This is a genomic window from Bradyrhizobium ivorense (assembly GCF_900696085.1).
In the GTDB taxonomy this organism is placed as follows: Bacteria; Pseudomonadota; Alphaproteobacteria; order Rhizobiales; family Xanthobacteraceae; genus Bradyrhizobium; species Bradyrhizobium ivorense.
The window spans coordinates 1,172,413-1,189,039 of the sequence record NZ_CAADFC020000016.1 but is presented as its reverse complement, the minus strand read 5'-3'; the positions used below and the strand labels follow the sequence as shown (position 1 = coordinate 1,189,039).

12 protein-coding genes and 1 pseudogene are annotated in these 16,627 nt (G+C 63.8%); 4 read left to right on the top strand and 9 right to left on the bottom strand.

What is annotated here, in order from left to right; translation table 11 throughout:
- Positions 1–54 precede the first annotated feature (54 nt).
- The 9 genes and pseudogenes from CI41S_RS25495 to CI41S_RS25455 form a co-directional block, all read right to left on the bottom strand.
- Positions 55–1,280, bottom strand: a pseudogene (locus tag CI41S_RS25495) (ABC transporter substrate-binding protein).
- Between the two features lie 189 nt (positions 1,281–1,469).
- Positions 1,470–2,696 (bottom strand): ABC transporter substrate-binding protein, encoded by a 1,227-nt coding sequence (locus tag CI41S_RS25490; protein WP_139862049.1) that lies wholly within the window; start codon positions 2,694–2,696, stop codon positions 1,470–1,472.
- A gap of 275 nt (positions 2,697–2,971) precedes the next feature.
- Positions 2,972–4,198, bottom strand: a complete 1,227-nt coding sequence (locus CI41S_RS25485) for an ABC transporter substrate-binding protein (RefSeq protein ID WP_139862048.1) — start codon at positions 4,196–4,198, stop codon at positions 2,972–2,974.
- Between the two features lie 118 nt (positions 4,199–4,316).
- Complete coding sequence (locus tag CI41S_RS25480) at positions 4,317–5,543, bottom strand: ABC transporter substrate-binding protein (RefSeq protein ID WP_139487007.1); 1,227 nt, start codon at positions 5,541–5,543, stop codon at positions 4,317–4,319.
- Between the two features lie 29 nt (positions 5,544–5,572).
- On the bottom strand, positions 5,573–6,592 hold the full coding sequence (locus tag CI41S_RS25475) for a branched-chain amino acid ABC transporter permease (RefSeq protein WP_139862047.1): 1,020 nt from the start codon (positions 6,590–6,592) through the stop codon (positions 5,573–5,575).
- 2 nt (positions 6,593–6,594) lie between these two features.
- Positions 6,595–7,473 (bottom strand): branched-chain amino acid ABC transporter permease, encoded by an 879-nt coding sequence (locus CI41S_RS25470; RefSeq protein WP_139487005.1) that lies wholly within the window; start codon positions 7,471–7,473, stop codon positions 6,595–6,597.
- Between the two features lie 10 nt (positions 7,474–7,483).
- Positions 7,484–8,197, bottom strand: coding sequence for an ABC transporter ATP-binding protein (locus CI41S_RS25465; protein WP_139487004.1), 714 nt, complete (start codon positions 8,195–8,197; stop codon positions 7,484–7,486).
- Complete coding sequence (locus CI41S_RS25460) at positions 8,194–8,991, bottom strand: ABC transporter ATP-binding protein (RefSeq protein WP_139487003.1); 798 nt, start codon at positions 8,989–8,991, stop codon at positions 8,194–8,196. The genes CI41S_RS25465 and CI41S_RS25460 overlap by 4 nt, the downstream gene beginning before the upstream one ends.
- Positions 8,992–9,060: 69 nt before the next feature.
- The gene (locus tag CI41S_RS25455; protein WP_139487002.1) at positions 9,061–9,927 is read right to left on the bottom strand and encodes an IclR family transcriptional regulator; all 867 of its coding nucleotides are present in this window, start codon (positions 9,925–9,927) and stop codon (positions 9,061–9,063) included.
- Between the two features lie 180 nt (positions 9,928–10,107).
- On the opposite strand from CI41S_RS25455, the gene CI41S_RS25450 reads away from it, so the two are divergent.
- The 4 genes from CI41S_RS25450 to pimD all read left to right on the top strand — a co-directional run bounded on the left by CI41S_RS25450 (position 10,108) and on the right by pimD (position 16,580).
- Positions 10,108–12,204: a 3-hydroxyacyl-CoA dehydrogenase NAD-binding domain-containing protein gene (locus tag CI41S_RS25450; protein ID WP_139862046.1), complete on the top strand. Its 2,097-nt coding sequence runs from the start codon at positions 10,108–10,110 to the stop codon at positions 12,202–12,204.
- A 123-nt stretch (positions 12,205–12,327) separates the two neighbouring features.
- Positions 12,328–14,013: a dicarboxylate--CoA ligase PimA gene (gene pimA, locus CI41S_RS25445; RefSeq protein WP_139862045.1), complete on the top strand. Its 1,686-nt coding sequence runs from the start codon at positions 12,328–12,330 to the stop codon at positions 14,011–14,013.
- A 70-nt stretch (positions 14,014–14,083) separates the two neighbouring features.
- Positions 14,084–15,274, top strand: coding sequence for a pimeloyl-CoA dehydrogenase large subunit (gene pimC, locus CI41S_RS25440; protein ID WP_139486999.1), 1,191 nt, complete (start codon positions 14,084–14,086; stop codon positions 15,272–15,274).
- A gap of 160 nt (positions 15,275–15,434) precedes the next feature.
- Positions 15,435–16,580 (top strand): pimeloyl-CoA dehydrogenase small subunit, encoded by a 1,146-nt coding sequence (pimD, locus tag CI41S_RS25435; RefSeq protein WP_139862044.1) that lies wholly within the window; start codon positions 15,435–15,437, stop codon positions 16,578–16,580.
- Positions 16,581–16,627 lie beyond the last annotated feature (47 nt).

Here is a 16,627-nt window from a genome sequence, read left to right as displayed (position 1 = left end):
CCGTAAGAACGGGGAGAGGGAGCCTGGCGCCGTCGCCATTAGCCTCATCATCCCCTAATTGCCGCCGGCTTCGCCGGAGATGACGTCGCCGAACAGCTGCAGCGCTCGCCCTTGAACTGCATCAGCTGCAGCTGCTCGATCGGCTGGAAGTCGTTAGGCCCGGTCGACAACGTCACGCCCGGCAGCAGGCCGCCCTGCGCGAACTGCTTCAGGCTCGCTGCCTGCTTCATCACGTTGGCGCGGGTCAGATCGTCGCCGCAGCGGCGCAGCACCTCGACCATCGTGGTCGCCATGTTGTAGCCGGTCATCGCCGAAGAATCGACGCGGTTGGTGTCAGGCATGTATTTGGCGATCAGTTCGTCGAACGCCTTCATGCCGGCATCGTCCTTCCACTGCGGGTCGCTGGCGTCCTTGGCGTAGGCCGCCGAGATCACGCCCTGCGAGTTGTCCATCCCCGCCGGCCGCATCACGGTCGCGGTCGACGCCGAGACGTTGGAGACGATGGTGACCGGCTTCCAGCTCATCTCGCCGAGCTTCTTGATCGCCTGCGCGCCGAATTTCGGCGTGGTGAAGAAGACGATGACGTCGGGGTTGGAGGATTTCAGCCGCACCACATGCGAATCGATGGTGGGCTCGGCGACCTCGTAGCTCTCCTTGGCGACGATGCGGTTGGGATCGCCGGCGAAGCCGACCTCGAGGCCCTTGAGATAGTCCTTGCCCATGTCGTCGTTCTGGTAGAGCACCGCGACCTTGGCGGCCGGCTTCTACTTGATCAGGTATTTCGCGTAGATCCGCGACTCGCTCTGGTAGCTCGGCAGCCAGCCCATGGTCCACGGGAACGTCTTCGGGTCGTTCCACTTGGTGGCGCCGGTGGCGACGAACAGCTGCGGTACCTTCTTGGCGTTGAGGTACTTCTGGATCGCGGTGTTGGAGGCGGTGCCGAGCGTGCCGAACAGCAGCAGCACCTCGTCGCTCTCGACCAGCTTGCGCACCTGCTCGACCGCCTTCGGCGGCGAATAGGCGTCGTCATAGGAGATGAAGTTGATCTTGCGGCCGTTGACGCCGCCTTCGTCGTTCGTCTTCTTGAACACCGCGGCCATCGCCTTGCCGACCACGCCATAGGCCGAGGCCGGGCCGCTATAGGGCACGATGTTGCCGATCTTGATCTCGGTGTCGCTCGCGCCGGTATCGTATTTCTTCTGTGCCAGCGCGGCGCTGCCGGTTGCGGCTGCGACGGTGAGGCCGAGCAGGGCGGTGGCGACGCGGTGTCGGATCGGCATCGGCATTTTCTTGACACTCCCTTCGTTGTTGCCGCCTCAAAGAGGCGCCGGCTTGTTCTTGATCTGCCGCCGATCTCCCTAGCGCATCGCCGGCCAAAGTGTAAGCGGGACGCGGTCGAGGCCCCGGCCAACGAAAAGCCCCCGCGGCCGGGCCGCGGGGGCTGTGTTCTTCGGTTGGAAGCGCCGGAGCTAACCGCCGACGTCGCCGCTCAGGACTTCACCAAAGCGCTCCCAGGTCTCGCCCTTGAAGCGGATCAGCTGCAGCTGCGAGAGGGGTGCGAAGTCGGTCGGCGAGGTGTTGACCTTGACGCCGGGCAGCAGGCCGAGGGGCTCGTAATCGCGAATGCTGGCCGCCTGCTTCATGATGTTCTCGCGCGTCAGATTGTCGCCGCAGGCCTTGAGCACATGCACCAGGCCTTGCGAGACGATGTAGGCGTACATCACGGAGGCGTCGGCGCGGTTGGCTTCCGGATAGTACTTATCCAAAAACTCGTTCCAGGCGATCATCGCCTTGTCGGTCTTCCACTGCGCGTCGGTCGGATCCTTGAAATACTGCGACGAGATGATGTCCTGGGCGTTCTCGAACCCCGCCGGCTTGATCACGCTGCCGATCGAGCCCGAGACGTTGTTGAGGAAGTGCAGCGGCTTCCAGCCGAGCTCGGCGTTCTTCTTGATCGCCTGCGCCGCGAATTTCGGCGTGGTGATGTTGATGAAGACGTCGGCGCCCGTGGCCTTCAGCCGCACGATGTGGGAATCGATGGTCGGCTCCGACACCTCGTAGCTGTCCTCGGCGACGATCATCGAGGCGGCCTTGGCGCCGAGCCCGTCCTTCAGGCCCTTCAGGTAGTCCTTGCCGTAGTCGTCGTTCTGATAGAGCACCGCGATCTTGGCGTTCGGATGATTCTTCAGAATGTACCTTGCGTAGATGATGGTCTCGCTCTGGTAGTTGGGCTGCCAGCCCATGGTCCAGGGGAAATTCTGCGGATCATTCCACTTGGTGGCGCCGGTGGCGACGAACAGCTGCGGCACCTTCTTCTGGTTCATGTACTTCTGGATCGCCGTATTCGGCGGCGTACCGAGCGAATTGAAGACCAGCAGCACCTCGTCGCTCTCGACCAGCTTGCGGGCCTGCTCCACCGTCTTCGGCGGCGAGTAGTTGTCGTCATAGGAGATGAAGTTGATCTTGCGGCCGTTGATGCCGCCCTGATCGTTGATCATCTTGAAATAGGCGGCCTCGGTGCGGCCGATCACGCCGTAGGCGGATGCGGGGCCGCTGTAGGGCATGATGTTGCCGACCTTGATCTCGGTGTCGGTGGCGCCGGTGTCGTATTTTTTCTGGGCCAGCGCCGCGCTACCCGATGTGGCGACGATCGCCAATGCAGCGGCAAGCACTGCCAGTTGCCGTCTTGTGGACATGACGTCTCTCTCCCTGTTGTCGGACTGATGTGTCGCGGCCCCCTGTTGCGAAGGCTCTTTTGTTAATCGGCGACGCTATCATCTTACCCAGGTGGTCTCAATGAAAAGCCCCTGCCGCGTTGCGGCAGGGGTTGCGTCTTTAGTCGACAGTTTGGCGGGCAGCTGCCGTAAATATACTGCTCAATCATTCATCAATGTGTCGCGTAAGCCTGCGCGAATTCCGCAAGGATTGCGGTCACTCAGAAGCGCACCATTGAGTTGCGCGGCGTCGCCGGTCAGTTGCTGAGGCTGCTCGAGATGATGTCGCCGAACAGCTCCCACTTCTCGCCCTTGAAGCGCATCAGGCGGAGCTGCTTGATCGGCGCGAAATCGGTCGGCGAGGTGTTGATCGTGATGCCCGGCAGCAGCGTGTCGGGGACGAAGCCCTTGAGGTTTGCGGCCTGCTTCATGACGTTGGCGCGGGTGAGATCGTCACCGCACAGCTCCAGCACCTTCACCAGGGTCTGCGCGGCGGCGTAGCCGAAGGCGGTGGCGCCGTCGAGCCGGTTGCCTTCCGGGTAGTCCTTCTTGAGGAAGGCGATGAACTTCTGCATGCCGGGATCCTTGTCCCATTGCGGATCGGCGCCGTCCTTGAGATAGGCGGCCGACAGGATGCCCTGCGAGTTCTCGTAGCCCGCCGGCTGCATCACGCCGCCGACCGAGGCCGAGACATTGGTAAGGATCTGCATCGGCGTCCAGGCGATCTCGGCCGCCTTCTTGATCGCCTGCGCGGCGAATTTCGGCGTGGTGATGCTGATGAAGGTGTCGGCGCCGGCGGCCTTCAGCTTGACGATGTGGTTGTCGATGGTGGGCTCCGACGTCTCGTAGGCCTCCTCGGCGACGATCATCGCGGCCTTGTCGCCGAAGGCCTCCTTCAGCCCCTTGAGGTAGTCCTTGCCGAAATCGTCGTTCTGGTAGAGCACGGCGATCTTGGCATCCGGGTTATGCTTCATGATGTATTTTGCGTAGACCCGCGCCTCGTCCTGGTAGGACGGCTGCCAGCCCATGGTCCATGGATAGTCCTTCGGGTCGTTCCACTTCGAAGCGCCGGAGGCGACGAACAGCTGCGGCACCTGCTTCTCGTTCATGTATTTGCGGATCGCGACATTGGTCGCGGTGCCGAGCGAGTTGAACACCAGCAACACGTCGTCGCTTTCGACCAGCTTGCGGGCCTGCTCCACCGTCTTCGGCGGCGAATAGGCGTCGTCATAGGAGATGAAGGTGATCTTGCGGCCGCGGATGCCGCCGGACGCGTTGATCATCCTGAAATAGGCGGCCTCGGTCTTGCCGATCACGCCATAGGCCGAGGCGGGACCGCTGTAGGGCATGATGTTGCCGATCCTGATCTCGGTGTCGCTGGCCCCGGTGTCGTAGGCCTTCTGCGCCAATGCGAGATTGCAGCTTGTCACGATCAGCGCGAGCATCATCGAGAGCGCCGTCAGGGACTGGCGTGCTGCCGTCATGGTTTCCCCACCTCGGTGTTTTGGTCTGTCTATTCAATACGATCGGCATGAGCCGTCAACAAAAAGCCCCCGCGACATTAGTCGCGGGGGCGCATGGTTTTGTTTCTGCAGTGCAGCGTTACTGGGTCGGGACGTCACCCGAGATGATCTCGCCGAACAGCTCCCACTTCTGACCCTTGAAGCGCTGCATCTGCAGCTGCGCGATCGGGGCGAAGTCGGTGGCGGAGGTGTTGATCTTGACGCCGGGCAGCAGCGTGTCGGGCGCAAAATCCTTCAGGCTCGCCGCCTGCTTCATGACGTTGGCGCGGGTGAGGTCGTCGCCGCACATTTCCAGCACCTTGGCCAAGGTCTGCGCGGCGCCGTAACCGTAGACGACGCCGTTGTCGGTCTTGTCGACGCCCGGCATGTACTTGTCGAGAAACGCATTCCACTTCTTCATGCCGGCATCGTTTGCCCATTGCGGGTCGGAGCCGTCCTTGGCATAGGCGGCCGACAATACGTTCTGGGCGTTCTCGAAGCCGGCCGGCTGCATCACGCTGCCGACCGAGATCGACACGTTGGTGATGATCTGCAGCGGCTTCCAGCCGAGCTCGGCGGTCTTCTTGATGGTCTGCGCGCCGAACTTCGGCGTGGTGTAAATCAAGAGCACGTCGGGATTGGCGGCCTTGATCTTGACGATATGGCCGTCGATCGAGGGCTCGGAGACCTCATAGCTCTCCTCCATGATGATGTTGGAGGCCTTGGCGCCGAAACCGTCCTTGGTGCCCTTCAGGTAGTCTTTGCCGAAATCGTCGTTCTGATAGAGGATCGCGACCTTGGCGTCGGGCTTCTCCTTCAACAGCCACTTGGCATAGATGTGCGCCTCGCTCTGATAGCTCGGCTGCCAGCCCATGGTCCACGGGAAGTTCTTCGGATCGTTCCACTTGGTGGCGCCGGTGGCGACGAACAGCTGCGGGATCTTCTTGGAGTTGAGATACTTCTGAATCGCGGTGTTCGACGGCGTGCCGAGCGGATTGAAGACCAGCAGCACCTCGTCGCTCTCGACCAGCTTGCGAACCTGCTCGACCGCCTTCGGCGGCGAGTAGGCGTCGTCATAGGTGACGAAATTGACCTTGCGGCCGTTGATGCCGCCCTGATCGTTGATCATCTTGAAAAAGGCTTCTTCGGTCTTGCCGATCACGCCGTAGGCGGATGCCGGCCCCGAATACGGCATGATGTTGCCGATCTTGATCTCGGTGTCGGTCGCGCCGGTGTCGTATTTCTTCTGGGCGAAAGCGGTCGTGGACGTCGCGGCAACCGCGACGATCGCCGCGGACATCGCGGCGATCCGTAGGGTAGAAAGCATAATTTCTCCTGGTCTTGTTCTATTGATTGTCAGTTTTTCTTGAGCTTTGCGGCCAGTTGCTGGGCAACGATCGCAACTTGCCTCGCGCCATGCGGCACGAGGAAGATGACGAGGAACAGCAGCACGCCGAACACCGCGCCGGACAGGCCCTTGGAGATGCCTTCGGCGATGTTGGGCACGAAGATGATGAAGGCGCTTCCCACGATCGAGCCGGGCAACCAGCCGACGCCGCCCACGACCATGCCGAGGAACAGCGAAATCGCGAGCTGGATGGTGTAGCCGTCGGGCGCCACGAACTGCACCGCGATGGCGCCGAGACCGCCGGCAACGCCGGTGATGCCGGCCGAGACGCCGAACGCCAGCGTCTTGTACAGCGCGACGTCGACGCCCATCGCGGAGGCTGCGATCTCGTTGTCGCGGATCGCCATGAAGGCGCGGCCCGAGCGCGAGCGCAGCAGGTTCACCGAGGCGACGTAGATCGCGATGGTGATGGCCAGTGTGAAGTAATACAGCCACATGTCCTGCGACATCGGCAGGCCGAACGGCGCGTCCGGCTTGGTGACCACGAGGCCCTGCACGCCGCCGGTCCAGTGCTCGAAATAGCCGAGCTTCAAAAGCTGCGGCATCGCGGTGGCGAGCGCAAAGGTCGCCAGCGCCAGATAGACGCCGGACAGCCGCAGCGCCGGCTGGCCGAACAGGAAGCCGAAGCCGAAGCAGATGACGCCGGCGATCGGCAGCGTCAGGGCATAGTTCATGCCCACATGCTCCATCAGGATCGCCGAGGTGTAGGCGCCGACCGCGTAGAACGCGCTCTGGCCGAGCGAGAACTGGCCGCTTCCGCCGGTCAGGATGTTCAGCGCCAGCACCGCAAGCCCGTAGATCAGAAGCATCGTCATCTGGAAGATGATGAAGTTCTTCACGAGCAGCGGGATGATGACGAGCGCGGCAAGCACCACGAGCGAGGTGCCATAGCCGAGCGTCATGGCACGCTTGGGAACGGCCTCGACGGCCGGGGCTTCTGTGACGACTTCTTCAGCGGCGGCGCTCATGATCAAACTCGCTTGACGATGGCGCGGCCGAACAGGCCTGCCGGTTTGACGACCAGGACGGTGACGATCAGCGCAAGCGCGATCGGAAGTTTCAGCTCATTGCCGACTCCGGGGATGTAGGTTCCGACCAGGTTCTCGAAGATCCCGACCAGGAAGCCGCCGACCACCGCGCCGAACGGGCTGGAGAGGCCGCCGAGCACGGCGGCGGCAAAGCCGTAGATCAGCACGCCGAGCATCATGTTCGGCTCCAGGAACACCACCGGGGCGATCATCATGCCGGCGATCGAGCCGATCGCGGCCGCCATGCCCCAGCCGAGCGCGATCATCCACGAGGTGTTGATGCCGACCAGCCGCGCCGATTCAGGCAGCGAGGCGGCCGCGCGCATCGCAAGGCCGACGCGGGTGTAGCGGAAGAAGAAGAACAGCAGCACCAGCATCAGCAGGGTGATGCCGATCATGCCGGCCTGGTGGGTCGAGATCAGCTGGCTGCCGAGGAACGGCGAGGAGCCGAACGGCGTCGGGTATTGCTTGATGGTGAAGTCCCAGATCAGGCCGGCGACCGAGTTGATGATCGCGTAGAGCGCGATGAAGCCGGCGACGTTGGTCAGGATCGGCGCCTTGGCCAGCGGCTTGAACAGCAGCCGCTCGATCACGATGCCGGCGGCAAACGAGAACGCGACGGTGAGGACGAAGGCGCCCCAGTAGGGCACGCCCCATTGCATCAGCTGCCAGGAGACGAAGGTCGAGAACATCGCCATTTCGCCCTGGGCGAAGTTCAGATGGTCGATCGCCTGGTAGATCATCACCACGGCGAGCGCCATGCAGGCGTAGATCGCGCCGGTCGCGATACCGGCCAGGACCTGGTTGGCAAAAAGCTCCATGGCCTGCTCCTCAGTAGCCGAGATAGGATTTGCGGACGTCTTCGTTGTTCGCGATGTCCTTGGCATTGCCCGACATCACGATCCGTCCGGTTTCGATCACATAGGCCTGGTCGGCGAGCTCGAGCGCAAGCTGGGCGTTCTGCTCGACCACCAGGATGGTCACCTTCTCCTCGCGATTGATCTTGCCGAGGATGCCGAACAGGTCGCGCACGATCAGCGGCGCGAGGCCGAATGACGGCTCGTCGAGCAGCATCAGCCGCGGGCGCAGCATCAGCGCGCGGGCGACCGCGAGCATCTGCTGCTCGCCGCCGGACAACGTGCCGGCCTGCTGGGTGTAGCGCTGCTTCAGCACCGGGAAGTGGGTGTACATCCGCTCGATGTCGTCGACGATCGCCTTCTTGTCGGAGCGGCTGATGGCGCCGAGCTGCAGGTTTTCCTCCACCGTCATGGTGGTGAAGGTGCCGCGGCCCTGCGGCACATGGGCGATGCCGAGGCGCACCACGTTCTCGGTCGAGCGGGTGCCGATCGGCTTGCCCTCGAACTCGATCGCGCCGGTCGAGCGCACCATGTTGCAGATCGCGCGCAGCGTCGTGGTCTTGCCGGCGCCGTTGGCACCGAGCAGCGTGGTCAGCGAGCCTTCGTTGAGCGAGAAGTTGAGGCCGTGCAGGGCCTGGACCTGGCCGTAATAGGCGCGCAGATCCTTGACGTTGAGCATCGCGGTCATTGGTCCTTGCTCCCCAGATAGGCCTTGATCACATCCGGGTCGGCCTGGACCTGGGCCGGCGTTCCCTCGGCAAGCTTTCGGCCGAAATTCAGCGCGACGACATGGTCGGCGATCGACATCACGAGACCCATGTGATGCTCGACCAGCAGCACGGTGATGTGGCGGTCGTCGCGGATTTTGCGGATCAGGTCGCCGAGCACATAGACTTCCTCATGATTGAGGCCGCCGGCCGGCTCGTCGAGCAGCAGGATCTTGGGGTCCGCGGCCAAGGCGCGCGCCAGCTCGACGCGCTTCTGGGTGCCGAACGGCAGGCCTGACACCACGGTGTGGGCGACATCCTCGAGGTCGAGATAGCCGAGAATCCCGTGCACCTTCTCGTTCATGTCGGATTCGCCGCGGCGGACCCAGGCGAGCCGCAGCGAGTCGCTGACGATGTCGCTCGAGGTGCGCGAATGGGCGCCGACCCGCACATTGTCGATGACAGACAGGTTGGGGAACAGCGCGACGTTCTGGAAGGTGCGGCCGATGCCGATCTCGGCGATCCGGTGCGGCGGCCGCGTCAGGATGCTCTGGCCTTCCATCAGGATGTCGCCGGACGACGGCTGGTACAGCCGCGACAGACAGTTGAACAGCGTGGTCTTGCCGGCGCCGTTCGGGCCGATCAGGCCAAGGATCTGTCCCTGGCGCATGTCGAACGACACGCCATTGAGTGCGATGATGCCGCCGAACACGACGCTGACGTCGCGAACCGCGAGCAGGGGATTATTTCCCTGCGCGAGCTGTGCCTGCGTCATCTCGTCTCGCCCGCCGTCGTCGTGCGGTGCGAGAGACCCTGCGATGCATTTCGCCGGTCGTGATGGCGGCTATCTGATCCCCTCGGCCAAACGTGCAAGTTTCCCTCCTACTCTAGCCTTTTTGCTTTCTTGTTTTTTGGATTGCGGCGCCATCCCACCGAGCGCCAATTCGATGTTCCTTACCATCGCCACAAGACGAGGTCCAATGTCGTTGATCAGCAGATCTTCCGTGAAGCGGAATGCCGGCGCGCCGCAATTGAATGCGTAAGGGCCGGTTCCGTCGTTCAGCTTCAAGGCCACGCCGACCGCGGCGACGTCGGTCTGCCAGTCACCTGCGGACATCGCAAATCCGTACTTCGCCACCGTCTCGCCGGAGCGCTCGATGCCGTCGCGCATCTTGGCCCAGCGGCTGCCATAGTGATCACGCAGCTCGCGCAGTAAAGCCGCCCGATCGTCCGGCGGCAATGCCCAAATGTAGGCACGGCCCATCGCCGTGGTCGCGATGGGTACTCGCGAACCGACGTCGAGTTGCACGCCGAGCGCCAAACCGTTCCGGCTCTGGCCGAAATAGATCATGCTGTGACGATCGCGGCCGCCGACCGCGACGGCGCCGCCGGTCGCGCGCATCACTTCTTCACGATACGGCTCGGACAAATGCCGAACACCGAGATTGGCCAGCGCAGCGTAGCCCAGCGCCATCGCCGACGGGGCGAGCTGGTACTTCTCGAACCTTGGAACAGGTGTAAGGTATCCCAGCTTGGTCAACGTGTAGGTCAGCCGGGAAATCGTCGGCTTCGGCAATTTGGTGCGAGCCGCAATCTCCTGATTGCCGAGCAGCCCGTCATTGGGCTGGAATGCGCGCAGGACATCGAGTCCGCGGGAAAGCGCGACGACAAAATTGCGATCGGTCGCTGCCTTCTTGGTTGGACGTTTCATTCCCTGGCGCTCGTGATGTTCGTTGACAAGGCTCGTGCTTCAAAATAACCCTCCCTGTCAAGATGTGGAATTTAGTTTCGCAGTGCGAAATTAGTATGAAGCACCTCGGAAGTGGCTTCGCAACGCCAGTCGCGTAGCCACTCAGCACAAGTTCAAGAACAAGCATTCAGGGAGATCCCGGTGAGTGAAGTCGTCAGCTTCGAACGTCATGACAACATTGCCGTCGTCACGGTTAACAGTCCCCCTGTAAATGCGCTGAGCGCTGCGGTGCGGGGCGGTATTTTCGATGGCGTGAAGCGCGCGATCGACGATCCGCAGGTTGCCGGCATCGTGCTGACCTGCGCCGGCCGCACCTTCATCGCCGGCGCCGACATCACCGAGTTCGGCAAGCCGCCGCAGCCGCCCGGCCTTGCCGAGGTGTTGAGCCTGATCGAGAGCTCGCCAAAGCCGGTGGTTGCCGCGATCCACGGCACCGCGCTCGGCGGCGGTCTCGAGGTCGCGCTGGCATGCCACTATCGCGTCGCCACCAAGGACGCCAAGCTCGGCCTGCCCGAGGTCAAGCTCGGTCTGCTGCCGGGCGCCGGCGGCACCCAGCGGCTGCCGCGCGCGGTCGGCCCGGAGCTCGCGGTCAAGATGATCGTCGGCGGCGATCCGATCGGCGCATCAGAGGCGCTTAAGGCCGGCCTAATCGAAGAGATCGTCGAAGGCCCGGCGTCGGGCGGCGAGGCGTTTGCCCGCAAGCTGGTCGCCGAGAAGCGCCCGCTGCGCAAGTTGCGCGATGATGACAGCAAGCTCGCGGCGGCCAGGGCCGATCGCTCGATCTTCACCAATGCGGTCGCCGCGCTGACCAAGAAGGCGCGCGGGCTCGACGCACCGTTCGCCGCGGCCGACGCCGTCGGTGCCGCGATCGACCTGCCGTTCGAGGAGGGGCTGAAGAAGGAGCGCGAGGGCTTCCTCAAGCTGATGAACGGCGACCAGTCGAAGGCGCAGCGCTACGCGTTCTTTGCCGAGCGCGAGGCCGCCAAGATCGCCGGCGTGCCCGACGGCACCAAGCCGCGCAACGTCGCGCGCGTCGCCATCCTCGGCGCCGGCACCATGGGCGGCGGCATCGCGATGTCGTTTGCCAATGCCGGCATCCCGGTCACGCTGGTCGAGACCGGCGAGGACCAGCTGAAGCGCGGCATGGGCATCATGCAGAAGAACTACGAGGCCACCGCGGCGCGCGGCGGCATCCCGGCGGACGCGCCCGCCAAGCGCATGGCGCTGATCAATGGCGTGGTCGGCATCGAGAACGTCGGCGACGCCGATCTCGTGATCGAGGCGGTGTTCGAGACCATGGCGGTCAAGAAGGAAGTGTTCGGCAAGCTCGATCAATACGCCAAGCCCGGCGCGGTGCTCGCCTCCAACACCTCCTATCTCAACATCGACGAGATCGCGAAGTCGACCAAGCGTCCGCAGGACGTGCTCGGCATGCACTTCTTCTCGCCGGCCAACGTGATGAAGCTGTGCGAGATCGTGCGCGCCGACAAGACCGCACCGGATGCGCTGGTCACCGCGGTTTCGATCGCGCGCAAGATCGCCAAGGTGCCGGCGGTGGTCGGCGTTTGCGACGGCTTCGTCGGCAACCGCATGCTGGCGCAGCGCGGCAAGCAGTCCGAGAAGCTGCTGTTCGAAGGCGCGTTGCCGCAGCAGGTCGACGCCGTGGTCACGAAGTTCGGTATGCCGATGGGCCCGTTCGCAATGGGCGATCTCGCCGGCCTCGATATCGGCTGGCGCTCGCGCAAGGACCGCGGCATCAAGTCGGAGATCGCGGATGCGCTTTGCGAAGCCGGCCGCTTCGGCCAGAAGACCGGCAAGGGCTACTACAAGTACGAGCCGGGCTCGCGCGCGGCGCTGCCCGATCCGGAGGTCGAGAAGCTGATCGACGAGACCCTGGCGCGGCTCGGCCGCAAGAAGCGCGTCGTCAGCGACGACGAGATCCTCGAGCGCATGATGTACCCGATGATCAACGAGGGCGCGAAGATCCTCGCCGAGGGTATCGCGGCGCGGCCGTCCGACATCGACGTGGTCTGGCTCTATGGCTACGGCTGGCCGATCTATCGCGGCGGCCCGATGTACTGGGCCGACACGGTGGGCCTGAAGCACATCGCCGATCGTCTCTCCTTCTACGCCAAGGAGACCAACGATCCGTCGCTGGAGCCGGCGCCGCTGCTCAAGAAGCTCGCCGACGAGGGCAAGACCTTTGCCTCGCTCGCCGCGCCGTCGAAGGCGGCGTGATCTTGATCATCTGTAACCACTCGTCATTCCGGGATGCGCCGTAAGGCGCAGACCCGGAATCTCGAGATTCCGGGTTCACGCTTCGCGTGCCCCGGAATGACAGCCTGCTGAGCCGTTGCATTCATGACCTATCCCGGCGAACAATATTATCCCAAGGGCGTGCACTGGAGCGACGCGATCACGCGCGGCACGCTGCCGGATCTGCTCTCGACTGCAGCCGCCGAATTCGGCGACCGTCCGGTGCTCGAATTCCGCGACCTGCCGATCAGCTACAGCGCGCTGGAGACCCTGGTCGAAACGGCGGCCTCCGCATTCATGCGCGCGGGTTACGGCAAGGGCGCGTCGGTCGCGCTGTTCCTCGGCAACACGCCGGATCACCCGATCAATTTCTTCGGGGCGCTGAAGACCGGCGCCCGCATCGTGCATCTGTCGCCGCTCGACGGCGAGATTGCGCTATCGCACAAGCTGTCGGATTCCGGCGCGCGCGTGCTGGTCACCAGCAACCTGTCCGCGCTGCTGCCGACGGCGCTGAAATTCCTCGACAAGGGGCTGCTCGACCGGCTGATCGTCTGCGAGGACGACAATTGGGGCAAGGTCGGCACGCCACAGACCGCGTTGCCCGACAACCCCGTGATCATCACGCACCGGCAGTTCGTCGAAGGCGCGAGCCGGCCGTCGCAATGGCCCGCGGTCGATGTCGAGGACGTCGCATTGCTGCAATATACCGGCGGCACCACGGGCCTGCCCAAGGGCGCGATGCTGAGCCACGGCAACCTGACCGCTGCGGTGTCGATCTACGATGTCTGGGGCAAGCCGGCCCGGCTCGAGCGCAACGCGATCGAGCGCGTGATCTGCGTGCTGCCGCTGTTTCACATCTATGCGCTGACCGTCGTGCTGCTGTCGTCGATCCGGCGCGGCAATCTGATCTCGCTGCACCAGCGCTTCGACGTCGAGGCCGTGATGCGCGACATCGAGGTCAAGCGCGCCACCGCGTTTCCGGGCGTGCCGACGATGTGGATCGCGATCGCGGCGCTGCCCGATCTCGACAAGCGCGACCTGTCGTCGCTGGTCTCCTGCGGCTCCGGCGGCGCGCCGCTGCCGGTCGAGGTGGCAAAGATCTTCGAGCGCCGCGTCGGCATGAAGCTGAAGAGCGGCTGGGGCATGACCGAGACCTGCTCGCCCGGAACCGGCCATCCGAAGGAGGGGCCGGAGAAGCCCGGCTCGATCGGGCTGATGCTGCCCGGCATCGAGATGGACGTGGTGTCGCTGGAGGATTCCACGAAAGTGATGCCGGTCGGCGAGGTCGGCGAGATCCGCATCCGCGGCCCGAATGTCACAAAGGGCTACTGGAATAGGCCGCAGGAAACCGCGGAAGCCTTCGTCGGCGACCGCTTCCTCACCGGCGACATCGGCTACATGGACGCCGACGGCTATTTCTATCTGGTCGACCGCAAGAAGGACATGATCATCTCCGGCGGCTTCAACGTCTATCCGCAGATGATCGAGCAGGCGATCTACACCCATCCCGCCGTGCAGGAGGTGATCGTGATCGGCATCCCGGACGATTACCGCGGCGAGGGGGCCAAGGCGTTCATCAAGCTGCGCGACGGGCAGGCGCCGTTCTCGGCCGACGAGCTGCGCGCGTTCCTCACCGGCAAGATCGGCAAGCACGAATTGCCGGCGGCGGTCGAGTTCGTCGCCGAACTGCCGCGCACCCCGGTCGGAAAACTGTCACGCCACGAATTGCGCCAGCAGCAGCCGAAGACACCTCAACCGCAATTGCAGCAGACTGCATCAGGATCGCGCTGAATTCCGTCGCTCCGGCCTTCGCCGGGACGACCAAGAAAGAGTTCTGGAATCTTACTAAAAGGAGGATCCGATGGATCTCGCTTTCACCAAGGAAGAGATAGCGTTTCGCGAGGAGGTGCGGGAGTTCTTCAAGAACAACGTGCCGCCGGAGACCCGCCGCAAGCTGCAGGAAGGCCGCCATCTGTCGAAGGACGAGATGGTCACCTGGTGGCGCATCCTCAACAAGAAGGGCTGGGGCGTCACCCACTGGCCGAAGGAATATGGCGGCACCGGCTGGACCTCGGTGCAGCACTACATCTTCAATGAAGAGCTGCAGTCCTATCCGGCGCCGCAGCCGCTCGCCTTCGGCGTCAGCATGGTCGGCCCGGTGATCTACACCTTCGGCAACGAGAAGCAGAAGAAGGAATACCTGCCGCGTATCGCCAATGTCGACGACTGGTGGTGCCAAGGCTTCTCGGAACCGGGCTCGGGGTCGGACCTCGCCTCGCTGAAGACCAAGGCCGAGCGCCGTGGCGACAAGTGGATCATCAACGGCCAGAAGACCTGGACTACGCTCGCCCAGCATGCCGACATGATCTTCTGCCTCTGCCGCACCGATCCGGCGGCGAAGAAGCAGATGGGCATCTCCTTCATCGTGTTCTCGATGAAGTCGAAGGGCGTCACCGTGCGCCCGATCCAGACCATCGACGGCGGCCATGAGGTCAACGAAGTGTTCTTCGACGACGTCGAGGTGCCGTACGAAAACCTGATCGGCGAGGAGAACAAGGGTTGGGATTACGCAAAGTTCCTGCTCGGCAATGAGCGCACCGGCATCGCCCGGGTCGGCGTCTCGAAGGAGCGGCTGCGCCGCATCCGCGCGCTGGCGTCCAAGGTCGAGGCCGGCGGCCGCCCGGTGATCGAGGATCCGGCGTTCCGCGAAAAGCTCACGGCGTGCGAGATCGAGCTGAAGGCGCTCGAGCTGACCCAACTGCGCGTCGTCGCCGACGAGGGCAAGCATGGCAAGGGCAAGCCCAATCCGGCGTCCTCGGTGCTCAAGATCAAGGGCTCGGAAATCCAGCAGACCACGACCGAGCTCCTGATGGAGATCATCGGCCCGTTCGCCGCGCCCTATGACGAGCATGGCGACGCCGGTTCGAACGAGAGCATGGACTGGACCGCGCAGATCGCGCCGAGCTACTTCAACAACCGCAAGGTCTCGATCTACGGCGGCTCGAACGAGATCCAGCGCAACATCATCAGCAAGGCGGTGCTGGGGCTGTAAGCCACAATTTCGATGTCGTCCCCCGCGCAGGCGGGGGACCCAGTACGCCGGGAAGGTCGTGGCTTACGATGCTGGCCGCGGCGTACTGGATCCCCGCTTTCGCGGGGATGACGAGGGGAGATCGGGGCAAGCGCCCGCGTGATTTTGGAGAGATGGTAAAATGGATTTTGATCTGTCCGAGGAGCAGCGGCTTCTCAAGGAAAGCGTCGACGGGCTTCTGACCGATGCCTACGACTTCGATGCGCGCAAGAAGTACATGAAGGAGAAGGGCGGCTGGAGCAAAACGCTCTGGGGCAAGCTCGCCGAGCAGGGCCTGCTCGGTTTGCCGTTTGCGGAGGCCGATGGCGGCTTCGGCGCCGGTGCGGTCGAGACCATGATCGTGATGGAAGCGCTCGGCAAGGCGCTGGTGGTCGAGCCTTATCTGGCCACTGTCGTGATCGCCGGCGGCTTCCTGCGCCATGGCGGCTCGGCCGCGCAGAAGGCAAAATACATCCCCGGCATCATCGACGGCAGCAAGACGTTCGGCTTCGCGCAGCTCGAGAAGAACTCGCGCTACGACCTGCATGACGTCGTCACCACCGCGAAGAAGAAGGGCGACGGCTGGGTCATCGACGGCGAAAAATTCGTCGTGCTCAACGGCGAGAACGCCGACGTGCTCGTGGTCACCGCGCGCACCAAGGGCGGCCAGCGCGACAAGAGCGGCATCGGCGTGTTCCTGGTCCCGGCGGACGCCAAGGGCGTCACCAAGAAGGGCTATCCGACTCAGGACGGCCTGCACGCGGCTGACATCACCTTGACCAATGTCGAGGTCGGCGCTGACGCCGCGATCGGCGATGGCGAGAACGCGCTGCCGCTGATCGAGCGCGTCGCCGACGAGGCCCGCACCGCGCTCTGCGCGGAGGCGGTCGGCGCGATGGACGAGTCGCTGAAGGAGACCGTCGAGTACATCAAGACCCGCAAGCAGTTCGGCGTTGCGATCGGCTCGTTCCAGAGCCTGCAGCACCGCGCCGCCGACATGTTCGTGGCGCTGGAGCAGGCCCGCAGCATGTCGATGTTCGCGACCATGGCGTCCGACTTCGACGACGCCAAGGAGCGTTCGTCGGCGGTCGCCGCCGCCAAGGTGCAGGTCGGCAAGTCGCTGAAATTCGTCGGCCAGCAGTCGATCCAGCTCCATGGCGGCATCGGCATGACCATGGAGGCCAAGATCGGCCACTATTTCAAGCGGCTGACAATGATCGAGAACACGCTCGGCGACACCGACTACCACCTTCGCCGCGTCAGCGAGGGTGGCGGGCTGTTGGCGTAGCTCTTTCCAACCGTCATTCCGGGGCTCGCGAAGCGAGAACCCGGAGT

Coding starts and splice junctions, on each gene's coding strand:
- CI41S_RS25460 (WP_139487003.1), bottom strand. CDS start 8,991: ATGACGCAGGCACAGCTCGCGCAGGGAAATAATCCCCTGCTCGCGGTT.
- CI41S_RS25475 (WP_139862047.1), bottom strand. CDS start 6,592: ATGAGCGCCGCCGCTGAAGAAGTCGTCACAGAAGCCCCGGCCGTCGAG.
- CI41S_RS25470 (WP_139487005.1), bottom strand. CDS start 7,473: ATGGAGCTTTTTGCCAACCAGGTCCTGGCCGGTATCGCGACCGGCGCG.
- pimA (WP_139862045.1), top strand. CDS start 12,328: ATGACCTATCCCGGCGAACAATATTATCCCAAGGGCGTGCACTGGAGC.
- pimD (WP_139862044.1), top strand. CDS start 15,435: ATGGATTTTGATCTGTCCGAGGAGCAGCGGCTTCTCAAGGAAAGCGTC.
- CI41S_RS25465 (WP_139487004.1), bottom strand. CDS start 8,197: ATGACCGCGATGCTCAACGTCAAGGATCTGCGCGCCTATTACGGCCAG.
- CI41S_RS25480 (WP_139487007.1), bottom strand. CDS start 5,543: ATGCTTTCTACCCTACGGATCGCCGCGATGTCCGCGGCGATCGTCGCG.
- CI41S_RS25490 (WP_139862049.1), bottom strand. CDS start 2,696: ATGTCCACAAGACGGCAACTGGCAGTGCTTGCCGCTGCATTGGCGATC.
- CI41S_RS25485 (WP_139862048.1), bottom strand. CDS start 4,198: ATGACGGCAGCACGCCAGTCCCTGACGGCGCTCTCGATGATGCTCGCG.
- CI41S_RS25455 (WP_139487002.1), bottom strand. CDS start 9,927: ATGAAACGTCCAACCAAGAAGGCAGCGACCGATCGCAATTTTGTCGTC.
- pimC (WP_139486999.1), top strand. CDS start 14,084: ATGGATCTCGCTTTCACCAAGGAAGAGATAGCGTTTCGCGAGGAGGTG.